This window comes from Vibrio fujianensis, assembly GCF_002749895.1.
GTDB classification, from domain to species: domain Bacteria; phylum Pseudomonadota; class Gammaproteobacteria; order Enterobacterales; family Vibrionaceae; genus Vibrio; species Vibrio fujianensis.
Genome location: NZ_NBUS01000040.1, coordinates 136,121 through 148,539, shown reverse-complemented (window position 1 = coordinate 148,539; position 12,419 = coordinate 136,121). Strand labels below are relative to the sequence as shown.

Annotated in this window: 8 protein-coding genes and 1 pseudogene; 6 read left to right on the top strand and 3 right to left on the bottom strand. The window is 42.7% G+C overall.

The features are described 5' to 3' along the window. A partial coding sequence (locus tag B7C60_RS06550; protein ID WP_245868724.1) for a ParB/RepB/Spo0J family partition protein occupies nt 1-900 on the top strand: 900 nt, incomplete at its 5' end. 58 nt (nt 901-958) lie between these two features. Here the strand turns inward: B7C60_RS06550 and potD are convergent. Continuing rightward, nucleotides 959-1,184 (bottom strand): annotated as a pseudogene (gene potD, locus B7C60_RS20025) (spermidine/putrescine ABC transporter substrate-binding protein PotD); the annotation flags it as partial. Between the two features lie 91 nt (nt 1,185-1,275). Here potD and B7C60_RS06545 point away from each other — a divergent pair. Together B7C60_RS06545 and B7C60_RS06540 are read left to right on the top strand one after the other, a co-directional pair. Beyond that, the gene (locus B7C60_RS06545; protein WP_099610963.1) at nt 1,276-3,318 is read left to right on the top strand and encodes a GNAT family N-acetyltransferase; all 2,043 of its coding nucleotides are present in this window, start codon (nt 1,276-1,278) and stop codon (nt 3,316-3,318) included. A 333-nt stretch (nt 3,319-3,651) separates the two neighbouring features. Then, a complete protein-coding gene (locus B7C60_RS06540) occupies nt 3,652-4,965 on the top strand; it encodes an FAD-dependent oxidoreductase (RefSeq protein ID WP_099610962.1) in 1,314 nt (437 codons plus the stop codon). A 218-nt stretch (nt 4,966-5,183) separates the two neighbouring features. On the opposite strand, the gene B7C60_RS06535 is transcribed toward B7C60_RS06540, so the two are convergent. After that, nucleotides 5,184-7,127 (bottom strand): methyl-accepting chemotaxis protein, encoded by a 1,944-nt coding sequence (locus B7C60_RS06535; RefSeq protein ID WP_099610961.1) that lies wholly within the window; start codon nt 7,125-7,127, stop codon nt 5,184-5,186. 228 nt (nt 7,128-7,355) lie between these two features. Between B7C60_RS06535 and B7C60_RS06530 the strand changes: the two genes are divergently transcribed. The 3 genes from B7C60_RS06530 (at nt 7,356) to B7C60_RS06520 (ending at nt 10,011) form a co-directional block, all read left to right on the top strand. After that, nucleotides 7,356-8,900, top strand: a complete 1,545-nt coding sequence (locus tag B7C60_RS06530) for a cryptochrome/photolyase family protein (RefSeq protein ID WP_099610960.1) — start codon at nt 7,356-7,358, stop codon at nt 8,898-8,900. A gap of 349 nt (nt 8,901-9,249) precedes the next feature. Further along, nucleotides 9,250-9,561, top strand: coding sequence for a YkgJ family cysteine cluster protein (locus B7C60_RS06525; RefSeq protein ID WP_099610959.1), 312 nt, complete (start codon nt 9,250-9,252; stop codon nt 9,559-9,561). Nucleotides 9,562-9,579: 18 nt separating this feature from the next. Further along, nucleotides 9,580-10,011 carry a DUF1090 domain-containing protein gene (locus tag B7C60_RS06520; protein WP_099610958.1) on the top strand — a complete coding sequence of 144 codons (432 nt, stop codon included), beginning with the start codon at nt 9,580-9,582 and terminating at the stop codon, nt 10,009-10,011. Nucleotides 10,012-10,274: 263 nt separating this feature from the next. Here B7C60_RS06520 and B7C60_RS06515 read toward each other — a convergent pair whose 3' ends face one another. Continuing rightward, nucleotides 10,275-11,936, bottom strand: coding sequence for a methyl-accepting chemotaxis protein (locus B7C60_RS06515; RefSeq protein WP_099610957.1), 1,662 nt, complete (start codon nt 11,934-11,936; stop codon nt 10,275-10,277). Nucleotides 11,937-12,419: the final 483 nt, after the last annotated feature.

Here is a 12,419-nt window from a genome sequence, read left to right as displayed (position 1 = left end):
CAAGAAGCACAGGCTGCTGCGAAAGCTCAAGCACAAGTGATAGAGTTGGCTGTTGCTGGTGAAGATCTAGTCACTTTTGAATTGATTCGAATTCCGGCCAATAAAATAGAACAAAGCACGGTCGTTTTTGCTCAAAATGCTCGTGAACAGTCGTTTCTTAATGAGCATGCATTAGCTGATATTCTCAATTCGCTACGAGAGCGTGGTCAACAGTTTCCAGCGGTGGGCCGTCGTAAAGATGATGGCAAAATTGAAATTTTAGATGGTAGTCGCCGTCGCAAGTCATGTATTCTCGCTCAACAAGATTTTTTAGTCTATGTTGCTGATAATATTAATACGGAGCATGCAAAATTTCTTTCGGATGTGGCCAATGCGCATAAACCACTTTCATTATATGAGAAAGGAAAAGAGATGCAGGCACAGCTTGATAGCGGTGCTGCGGAAGATCAAAAAGCATTAGCAAAAATGTTTCAATGTAGTGAAGCTTTGGTGAGTGGTGCTTTAAAAGCCGCTTCATTACCGCTTGCTCTGTTACAGGCTTATCCCAATGTCGTTGAGCTTGGGCGACCAACTATTGTGAAATTACACAAACAGTTTAATGAGTTAACTGAAGCACAACAAGCGGAGCTTTTGGCTAAATGCCAGCAACATGATGGGTTTGTTTGGCAGCATTGCCAGTCTCAAGGTGTCGCTCGTATAACTAAAGAGGTCACGGAGACGATAGAAGAATGGATTCAATCTTTAATTCCACCTAAAAAAGCAGTCAGTAATAAGGTCGAATTGGTCAAAGGTCGAGTTCATTATACGCGGAAAGGAAATCAATTAACGATGAATTTGCAGAAAGTCGATGATCGTTCGATGCAAGAAATTCTTGATTTTATACAACAAAAACTAAGTTAGTTTGCTTAAAGTAGCCCGCCAAAGCGGGCTACTTTAGTTTGATACAGCCCCTTGCGTATTACTGATTATGCAAGCGTTGCCAATATTTGTCGTAGAGAGCTAAAGCTGTTGGCCCGACATCGTTAATAAACTCCCTTTTTTATCACTTCCTCTGTTGGATAAATATCCCCTTCTTGATTGCGTTGCTGAAGCATAACCTAAGCTATTAACGACCTCCGCTTGTGGTTTTTAGCTTCAAACATAAAATTGATCAATTTATTCGCTAAGGCTTTATTTTTACTGCCCCTCCATTTTTTCACTAGCAGACGAGGGAATGTGGGTGGTGAATGATGCTTGTGCTACCATTATGGCTTCTGTTCTATGATCTGATTTTTTATGGTTGATTTAACGATACAGTTTGGTGAATACATCAAACAACTGAAATCCTCTGCATGTTCGAGCTACTGTCGCCTCGGCTTATATTTTCAAGCGGAAGCGGAATGGAGTCGCACAATGCTCAAACAAGGAGTCAGCCAGCTTGAGAATCCAATGATTTTCCAACTGGGCGGGCCAGCTCTTTTTCCCGATTTAGGCCAAAGCGTTGCTTATAATCAAGGGCAACGCTTGCTTGGGCAAGAATGTGATGTGCTTGTTTGTGACTGTTCTAGTGGATGGGATGCCAATAGTTTTAGCGCCGCATTGGGTACTTTGATTGGCGGGGGCTTACTATTTATTTTTGGCCATGATGAATCAGTCTTTCGTGCTGATAAACGTTGGTTAACTCGTGCGTTACAGCAACTTTTGGTCATCAATAAACAAAATTGGCCAGCTATTCCCACCAGGGATTTGGTCGATCAGCGACATGATTTTACTCAGCAAAATATGGCAGTTGAGCAGATTATTCGAGTCGTAGAAGGGCATCGAAAACGTCCCTTAGTCTTAACTGCGGATCGCGGTCGGGGAAAAAGCAGTGCTTTAGGTATTGCTGTTGCTCGCTTAATGTTATCTCGCTCTCTTTCTATTATTGTCACTGCACCTACCCTTGCGGCTATTGCTCCGGTATTTGATTTTGCGCAGCGTTTATTACCATCAGGACAACATTCAAAAGGTGTCCTGCATTATAAAACATCGGTGCTTCGCTATTTGCCACCCGATGAGATACAGCGTCATCGACCTTCATGTGATCTATTATTGGTCGATGAGGCCGCAGCGTTACCTCTTTCTTTTCTTCAATTATTTGTTGAACAGTATCCTCGAGCTGTTTTCTCGACCACCATTCATGGTTATGAAGGATGTGGGCGTGGTTTCACACTTAAATTTCAACATTGGTTAAAACAAGTTCGTCCGCAGATGCGTCATGTTCATTTAGAGCAACCTATTCGCTGGGCAGCGGACGATCCTTTAGAAGCTTGGCATCGGAAAACCTTTCTGCTTGATAATGAGTTCGAATTTGAACTAACGCATGATGATTCTGAGCCAGTGTTTTATCATGCCGTGACAAAACAAGAGTTGTTGGATCAACCTGATGTATTAAATGCGGTATTTTCTTTATTGGTGAATGCACATTATCAAACCTCCCCTAATGATTTATTTCACCTTTTAGCGGATGACCATATTCAGCTTTTCATTGCCCGTAATCAACGTCATTACTTAGGTTGTCTTTTAGCTATACGGGAAGGACAACTTGATCATAAATTGATTGAACAGATTCAACTAGGAAAGCGTCGTCCTAAAGGACATTTAGCGGCGATAACGATCGCAAATCAGTTAGGTATTTCTCAGGCGGCTCATCAGTCATGTTGGCGAGTGATGCGTATCGCTGTACATCCAGCGAGGCAAAAGCAAGGCTTAGGCAGTGCTTTATTACGTCATTTTATCGAGGTTAATCCTTGTGACTATATTGCGACGAGTTTTGGAGCTACTGCTGAATTGATTTATTTTTGGCAACAGAATCAATTTTATCCGATTAAAATAGGTTCTCATCGTGATCAAGCCAGTGGCTGCTATTCATTGTTGATGGTTTATAGTCAACAGGTTGATTGGCTCGATGAGGCAAGAAAACAATTTATTCCATACCTTCAGTATGCGCTTAAAGATACGTTGCACGCATTAGAGCCAGAATTGGTTCGTGCGTTACTGAACACCGTTGTGTTATCTAACCATGAAAAGATCGCTAATACTTCGCTGCAGGCTCTTATTCATCGTTATTCTCTAGGGGGAGCTAATTATGAGAGTGTGGCGGTTTGGATAGAACAATGGCTGTTGGATATTTTTCATCTTGTTCAGGTTTCTGATTTATTGATCGTTAAAGTATTACAGCAGCATTCATGGCAGTCTTGTGCGCTTCGCTATGGTTATACTGGCCGAAAGCAAATAGAGTATGTACTACGTCAACAACTGAATGATTTAATCGCTGATTTACACTGTAAACTCAAATGATCAACCATAGCGCTATTTACAGTGTAAATTGGCATTGTTTTATTTAACTGATAGTCATAATGATGTTGTAAAGGCATAAAGTTTGATCAAGTCGACAGGTTATTATTTTACAGTTAGCACTTATTGTTAATTATGCCTATTTTATAAGAGAAAGCTTATGTTCATAATCTGACGTTACGAATTACGAATAGAAATGGCTAGGGAGCTGTTCTTTCTTTATTAAAGTTGCGAAAACAAAGGAAGTGAATGGCAAATCAAGAGGTTTAGAAGGGGGAATATTATCAGCGATGCCAACTCTTCGCTGGTAATATATCTTTTGATGCAGGAGAGCACATGTCGATTTCGCGTAGAACTTTTTTAAAGGCTGGCATCGGCGTTGGAGTTGTGAGTGCCGCCGGTGTTGGGTATCGAGAATTATCTAAAGTAACAACAAATGCCAAAATCTTAATTGTGGGAGGAGGGGCCGCTGGAATTGGTATTGCTAACCAATTGGAGCATCATTTGGACGGTGCAACGATAACCGTGATAGAGCCGCGTGGTTTTCATTGGTATCAACCGGGCCAAACTTTGTTACTTGCAGGAGTTTATACACAAGCCAGTGATGTGATCAGTGCGAATGAACGTTTTATTGATACGAGTGTGCGATGGGTTGAAGATTCAGTTGTTGAGTATCAACCTGAGCAGAATCAAGTGGTAACAGAAAATGGCCGAGTGATCAGCTATGATTACTTGATTGTCGCGACGGGGGTTGAACTTCGTTATGACTTAATCGAAGGGTTTGATCCGCAAGAAATCGGCCAAAATGGGATAACCAGCATCTATTACAGCCCACAAGCAGGAATCGCTAGTCATCAACAAGCTCAAACCTTTGCTCATAGTCAAGGAGGGAAAGCGGTGTTTACTCGTCCCCAAGGAGCGATGAAGTGTGCGGGTGCACCAATGAAAGCCACTAATTTGGTGGAGTCTTTTGTTGCTAACGCCGGTCATCGGGACGATTTCGTTTTTGATTATTTTACGTCAGAAAACTTCCTTTTCTCGGTTAAAGTGTTTGACCAGCGAATACGAGAGATTTGGCAGCAGCGCAGTATTGAGCCACATTTTCAGCATACTTTAACGTCGATTGATACCAGTAAAAAACGAGCCACATTTCAACTAGCAGACCAATCGACACACACTGTTGATTGGGACTTTATACATGTTGCTCCCCCTATGACGGCCATTAAAAGCATCAGAGAATCGCCATTGGCAGATAACGAGCAATTTAAGGGGTATCTAGAGGTCGATCAATATACGATGCAGCATAAGCGTTACCATAATGTTTTTGGTTTGGGCGATAATGTAGGTACGCCAATAGGTAAGACAGCGGCGTCGGTTAAAACACAAATTCCGGTGGTGACGCAAAATTTAACGGCGCTGATAACAGATAAGCCCTTAGTTGCGAAATGGGATGGGTATACTTCTTGTCCAATGATCCTAGATGTGGGACATGCGATGTTATGGGAGTTTGACTTTACTCTTCAGCCGATGACAGCGCTACCGTTTGAAGTGGTTGATCCTTTAAAAAGTAGTCGTTTTGCTTGGAAGGTTAAAGAATCGGTGATTAGACCGATTTATGACATGATGCTCCATGGTTATACACCAATGTAGCGTCTTTTTATCCCCTTCCTACTTGAAGCTGCAGGGGTGTTGGGGACGTTCTTTCACCCCAATCACATAGCCTGCCTATGCTCATGGGGATGATGAAAGCCATCCGTGGCTTTCACCAAAGGCCAGCCTACCGCTATTCAAATTTGTTCCAGACAAATTTGTCACTCACTTGCCGCCTATCTGCAGCGCCAAGTGGTTTGGGGATAACACTAAACCCGTTATATCCCCTTAAACTGACTGATCTTTGTCGCTAAATGAGTCATCTGTTTTGCTACCCCGTTCACCGAATGCTCACCTTGTTGGGTGAGTTGTTCCGTGCGGCTACTTTGTTCATTTAAATTCTCGATGCTTTGATTAATTTCCAGTACCGCTGCACTTTGCTCTTCTGCACCTTGAACGATGTGTTGATTCATCGAAAAGAGTGCTTGTAGTGTGGTATTGAGGGACTGAACATCATTGACGGCTTGGTGATGAGTGGTCAAACTGTGTTGGCTATTTTCATGCACAACTTCAATTTGTGTCGTCACTGAATTCGACGCTGATCGCAGCTTATTGATGATGTCTTGAATTTCCGTGGTTGACTCACTGGTGCGCTGAGAAAGTGAACGTACTTCATCGGCAACGACGGCAAATCCTCGACCATGCTCTCCGGCTCTTGCGGCTTCAATGGCCGCATTTAATGCTAATAAATTCGTTTGTTCGGAGATAGAACTAATCACTTCTAGTACGCGGAGAATATTTTCAATATGGCTATTAAGTTGTTGCAGGCTTTGCTGACTGGTTGCCATATTGGAACCCAGTTGTTCAATGTGGTTGAGGCTACTCTGCATCGCAGAGAGGGCATTTTGTAATGAGCTATTGCCTTGTGTTGAAAGCTCTCCAGCATGGTTAGCAAGCCGTGTTGCTTCTTCGGTCCGTTCTGTAATATGTTGACTGGCTTGAGAAATTATCTCTAAAGCGCTGCGTTGTTGTTCAGTTGCTTGATTGGTCTCTTTGGCGTTATGCTTTAATTGTAAAAACGCCACTTGCGATTCAGCGACAGTCTGGTTGACTGAACTTAATGAATCTCGGAATCGCTCAATAAAGAGATTAATTTTCTGTGATAAATTCGCTACTTCTGCGCCATCAAAAATATTCACTTTGTGACTCAAATCGAGATGATGAGCGATATGATCTATCTCATTACTTAGTTGTTGAATCGGTTGAGTTAACGTTGTAACCACAACATGCATAATCACTAAGGCGACAGCGATAAAGATCAACGTAAATAGCAGCGATTGAATAAATTGATCGACGATCGGTGAGGTGATTTGAGATTCAGGAATTTCAACCACCACAAAGCGATCCAAATCGGCTAACCAGTAAGAACCAATCAGATAAGTTTGTTGATTAACGATGGTTTCTGTTATAACCGGTGTGGTTTTCCCTGCGATGATGGCTTGCTGCACTTGACTCGTTGCGTGGTTTGCTAACACAGAGTCATCAGGAGCAACTTGAATTTTTCCATCACTAGATGCCAGCATGGCGCGGCCATTAGAGCCAATCCTAAAACCTTCGATCATATTGACTAGACTACTGACATTGAAACCTAATCCCGCGACCACATAAGGTTGATTGGTTAGAGGATTGATTTGTGTACTACGGTAATTAATAAAAATAACGTATTGGCCACCTACTTGATCTTGGTTCATGTTTAATTCAACGGGCTTGTTTTTACCGAGAAAGTTGGGATAGAAATCTTTAAAGGGATAATCGTTAAGACGAGTGGCTCGATGTTGACCATCATAAGTAAAAATATATTTACCTTCCTCACTATCTAATACGGCAAATGCATTGTCTGCGCCGAGTCGAGCCATTGCATTTTCTAAAGCCTGGTGAGCAACAGCCGGGCGATAGATAGATTGTTGCTGGGCGCTCCAATCTAATAGGCCAGAATGGTGAGCAAGAAAATTTGATCCTGTGATCGCGGGCTGTAACTGATTACTGATTTCAAAAGCGAGTCCGCGTAATTGACTTGGCAGAGTATGCGACTTAAGCTCACTCAATTGATCATTTGATGTACGAATTGCCTGTTGCCCCATCGCAATCAGCGTACATGTGACCAAGATGATAGAGAGAACCCAGTTAATTCTGCGACGAATTGATAGCGTTTTCCAATACATAGCATAAGCCTCATTTATTATTATTAGCCAACTAATAGAGAATAGTGTTTATTTGCAAAAATGAACAATAAATGAGCGAAAATAAAAATAACCAATTCATTAACTTATTGATTTTAATTGTTTTGTTATGAGGGTTCTTGGTGGTGGGAATGAATGAGAATCAATAACTGATTCACGAGCAGCTTGAACAGAGTCGCTCTATGTTTAAAGTAAGGATCTTTTTACCGCATGAATTTCAAAACGGCTCGATTACTATTAGGCGATCAGCTCAATGCTCAACACGCTTGGTTTAAGAAAGTGGATGATCATGTGTTGTACATTATTGCTGAACTTCATCAGGAAACGGGCTATGTGGCTCATCACATTCAAAAGACGGTGGCGTTTTTTTTAGCGATGCAAGAATTTGCTCAAGCAAGGCAGGAAGAAGGTCATCAAGTCCTTTATCTGACCCTTGATGAAACGCAGGCTTTTGCTGATCTACCGCAATTGATTGCCCACTACGTACAACTAACGGGGGCCACCTCTTTTCAATATCAGCGTCCGGATGAGTATCGTTTACTCGCTCAATTGGCAAATCTACGTCTTGCTAATACGGCCATTGATTGTGTCGATAGCGAGCACTTTTTGCTGCCGTTTGACGAGATCGAGCAATATTTCCCCAAAGGGAAGCATAAAACGATGGAACACTTTTATCGGCGGATGCGGCAACGTTTTTCGGTTTTAGTCGAAGGCGGTAAACCGCTTGCAGGTCAATGGAATTTTGATGCCAATAATCGTAATAAATTAAAAGCACAAGATATCGCCCAGTTACCCGCCCCTTTGCTGTTCAAAAATAACCCATCTGACGTTATTGAACGGCTAAATCGACATGGAATACAAACGATAGGGCACCTAAAGGGGGATTTACTGTGGCCAATCAATCGCGCCCAGAGTTTGACACTGCTTGCTCACTTCTGCCAAGTGTGTTTACCCCGCTTTGGCCTATTTCAAGATGCAATGACCCACCTGCATCCTGCGCAATGGAGTCTCTATCATAGTCGCTTGTCCTTTGCTCTTAACAGTAAGCTTTTACACCCCAAAGAAGTGATTGATGCCGCAGTTGCAGCGTTTCAGCGTGATAGCCAAATAGATCTTGCTCAAGTTGAAGGCTTTGTTCGCCAAATTCTAGGTTGGCGTGAATATATACGTGGCATCTATTGGGCCAACATGCCGCATTATGCGCAGCTCAATGCATTACAGGCTACGCGTCGCTTACCTGAATATTTTTGGACAGCAAAAACTAAAATGCATTGTATGCAGCGAGCGATTGGTCAATCACTCGATTTTGCTTATGCGCACCATATTCAGCGCTTAATGGTGACGGGAAACTTCTGTTTATTAACAGGAATTAATCCCGATGAAGTTGACGCGTGGTATTTAGGTGTGTATGTCGATGCCATTGAGTGGGTAGAAATGCCCAATACTCGGGGAATGGCTTTATTTGCCGATGGTGGGATCGTCGGAACTAAACCGTATGCGGCTAGCGGCTCCTACATTAATAAAATGAGCGATTATTGTAAGAGCTGTTTCTACGATAATAAGGCGCGCAGCGGTAAGGGGTCGTGCCCATTTAATAGCCTTTATTGGCGATTTATGCACCGGCAACGTGATCGCTTAGCGGTGAATCCCCGTATCGGAATGCTGTATCGCTCATGGGATAAGATGGCCGATCAGCAACGCGCTGATATTTTGCAGACTGCAGAATATTATTTGAGTGACCTGGAGGCGTTATAATGGATATTTTGCTGGTTGCCGCAACTGGTGGAATTGGTTTATACGCCAAACCACTTGGCGTTGCAGATAGGCGGTAAGTGAGTGATAAATTTGAACAGCCGTAGGCTAGCCTCGGATGGCTCTCATCATCCCCATGAGCATAGAACAGGCCATGTGATTGGGGTGAACGAACGTCGTCAACCCCCTACAGATTCAAGTAGGAAGGGGATAGCCATCGTAAAAGAGTTATTAACGGCCTTACCTGAAGCAAATATTCATGCTAATCATTATCGACCATTCAAAAATAGGAATTTCGCTATCTTAGCAGAGTTGGCGTATCATGCGCTTATCGCCTTTATGATTGACCTTTATGCCGAAATCAATTCCTGTCCATACCCAATTCAATCCTGATCCATCTTCGCCAATTACCTGTGCAACCTGTCAGGCTTGTTGCTGTCGATTAGAAGTGATGATTATTAGTGATACCGGGGTTCCTGAGCAATATATTGCGATTGATCAATGGGGCGGAGAAACCATGCGTCGTTTGGATGACGGGTGGTGCTCGGCGCTTGATCGTGAAACCTTTATGTGTAGTATTTATGAATTGCGACCTTGGGTTTGTCGTGCCTTTGAAATGGGGGCGCATGAATGTTTACAAGAACGTGAGTTGTTTAATCCTTAAGTCTATGGTAGGAGAAAAATGATCAAAGTCTCTATTTTAAGCCGCCCATGCTCGTTACGGTTAAGCCTTGTTACTTTGTTCGTGTGTGGTTCCACTGCTGTTTTTGCCTCCTCTGCTTGTGTCGATCTGATCGGTTGTGAGAGGAAAATTTGTGAAATAGAACGGCAGCTCGACGATGCCAAGTTACATGGTAATAAGAAACAGGAGCAAGGCTTAGCAAAAGCCTTATTGGCTGTACAGCAACATTGTACTTCTGAGTACTTAATGGAAGCATTATTGGATGATATCAAAGAGAAAAAACAAGATATTATCGATTATCAAAATGATAAGCAGGACGCTGAGCGTGAAGGCAAACTACAAAAAGTTGAAAAATATCAGCAGAAAATAGAACGCCAGCAAGCAGAGCTAGAGCGGTTGCAGCAAGAATTAGCCGATCTTTCGACAAAATAATGTCATGTTTTCTACTGGAAGTGGCGTGGCTGCGTTGTTGATGCTGTTGGTTTCTTGCAATGTCATGATGATGGAGTGTGATGCTAGCTTTCCTTGCTCACTACAGGTCAGCCTGTTGCTTTGCAAATTTATTTTTGATCAATTTGTCACTGACTTGATGATAATTTAACCAAGCCTTTGAGCTATGTGTTTCAGCGCTCAAAGGCTTGCTATTCTCGACGCTTCTGTATAATAAAAAGCAACGTATTTACACTGTAAACTCGTTAAACTTGAAAGCGACCCACTAACTGATAAAGCTCATTTGCACGTCCATTTAAGTTTTTGCTGCTTGTCCGGTTTTCATTAGCCAGCTCGGCTGATTGACGACTTTGATCTGAAATCACCACAATTCGTTGTGAAATCTCTTGCCCAACTAAACTCTGTTGTTCTGTTGCTGTTGCAATCAGCGAGTTCATATCCATGATGGTACCAATCGACTGTTGAATTTTTTCTAGTGCCTTGGCTGCGTCGCTGGCTTCTTGTACGGTAGATGCACTACGGTTTTGACTTGAATCCATCGCCTTCACTGCGTTATCTGATGCAGATTTGAGTTGTTGAATCATAGTATGAATTTCTTCAGTACTGTCTTGTGTTCGGCTGGCAAGTTTACGCACTTCATCTGCCACCACAGCAAAGCCTCTACCTTGGTCTCCTGCTCGAGCGGCCTCAATAGCGGCGTTGAGTGCTAATAAGTTGGTCTGTTCAGCAATGTCTTGGATGACTTCAAGTGAGCGAGAAATATTTTGTACATCCCCTTCCAGTTTAGAAATCACACTACTAGCATCAGCGACTTCTATCGCTAACGCTTGTACTGACTGTGCCGCTGATTCGACAATGTTATGTGCGTCTAATGCGTTGTCTTCAGCATCTTTAGCGGATTGAGCGGCTTGACTGGCGTTGTTCGATATTTCGTGCGCTGTTGTGGTCATTTCTGTCATTGCCGTGGCAACCTGTTCTGTTTCTTCCCGTTGATTTGATGCTAAGTCATCCACTTGTGCGGCGCGTTGCGTCATGGCATCGGTTTCATCTACGACTTGCAAGCCCACCTGATTAACACGCTGAATGATCTCCTGCAAGCTGGCAACAAAAGTATTAAAGTTACGGCTTAAGCGTGCAAATTCAGGAATACTAAAGCTTTCCATTCGAGCGGTAAGGTCTGCATCACCATTGGCAAACGAACGTATCGAATTATCCAAAATATCCAGAGGACGCATAATGCTCCGGTTAAGAACGATGACCATGATGCCGACCACAATCACAATCACCCCAGCAATAGAAGCTAATTTCCATAAGCTACCGGTTAATTGCTCGTCTGCTCTTTTTTCCATGGCGGCAATTTCAGCATCGACATCGTCGGTATAAAAGCCGGTACCAATAGTTAGATCCCATTGAGGGAGGTAAACCGAATAACTCAATTTAGGTAAGGGTTGTGATTCTCCTGGCTTAGGGAAATAATAAACAGAGAACGCCTTTTTCTTCGCATTCGTTATCAAATCTTGGATAAGGTAGTTACCTCGACTATCGGTCATGTTGATCAAGTTATCGCCAATGCCAGCATTGCTTTGTCCTAGCAATACACGGGTTCCTTTGCTGTCATAACCGAAAATATAGCCATCAGCACCAAATCGGATTTCACGTAGAATGGCCAGTACTTGGTCTAAAGATGCTTGTTGCTTTCGTAATGGCTCAATTGCTGATTCGGCAATCTCTAAATAGGATTTTAGTTCGGCCTTTTTCATCTCCATCATCGCTGAGCGAGTGGCGGTCATTTGTTCGTGGCTTAAACTTTGAGTTTCTGAAAAAGTAGAATAAATCATACTCAATGTGATGAGTAGTAAAGGTATGATCGATAAAATATAGAGTCTGTGGCGTATAGTGAGATTCATAAGTCTTCCATCCTAGGTATGCCGAAAATAATCAACTGATAGTTGTTTTTTATTATGTGCTTTTACTTGAAGCTGTTGTGGCGTCAGCCATTTTTGCCTAGCGCAATAACCGCATCATGAGACACTCGGTTGCCACGTCCTTGCTGGGCCAAATTACTTGTTTATCCCCTTCCTACTTGAAGCTGCAGGGGTGTTGGCTACGTTCGTTCACCCCAATCACATAGCCTGTCTATGCTCATGGGGGGCTCTCACTTGCCGCTTATCTGCAACGCCAAGTTGTTTGAGTATAGTATTATAATAATACTGTAGTTAGCGGTTTATGCTTGGAGAATAACGGCTAGTCGGTTCACATTTTTTATTTATTTTTCGGCGGGTTTGCAGCTTATTTGGTTTACTTGTTGTTCAGCTGGATTTTTGTGTTTCAATAGTCCGTTTTGTGTTTCTATAGCGATAGTTGCTTGTGTTATACTCCGCAGCCATTTC

What these genes read in the sequence shown, in the direction of transcription:
- B7C60_RS06545 (WP_099610963.1), top strand. Translation starts at nt 1,276, where the DNA reads ATGGTTGATTTAACGATACAGTTTGGTGAATACATCAAACAACTGAAA.
- B7C60_RS06530 (WP_099610960.1), top strand. Translation starts at nt 7,356, where the DNA reads ATGAATTTCAAAACGGCTCGATTACTATTAGGCGATCAGCTCAATGCT.
- B7C60_RS06535 (WP_099610961.1), bottom strand. Translation starts at nt 7,127, where the DNA reads ATGTATTGGAAAACGCTATCAATTCGTCGCAGAATTAACTGGGTTCTC.
- B7C60_RS06515 (WP_099610957.1), bottom strand. Translation starts at nt 11,936, where the DNA reads ATGAATCTCACTATACGCCACAGACTCTATATTTTATCGATCATACCT.
- B7C60_RS06520 (WP_099610958.1), top strand. Translation starts at nt 9,580, where the DNA reads ATGATCAAAGTCTCTATTTTAAGCCGCCCATGCTCGTTACGGTTAAGC.
- B7C60_RS06540 (WP_099610962.1), top strand. Translation starts at nt 3,652, where the DNA reads ATGTCGATTTCGCGTAGAACTTTTTTAAAGGCTGGCATCGGCGTTGGA.
- B7C60_RS06525 (WP_099610959.1), top strand. Translation starts at nt 9,250, where the DNA reads ATGCCGAAATCAATTCCTGTCCATACCCAATTCAATCCTGATCCATCT.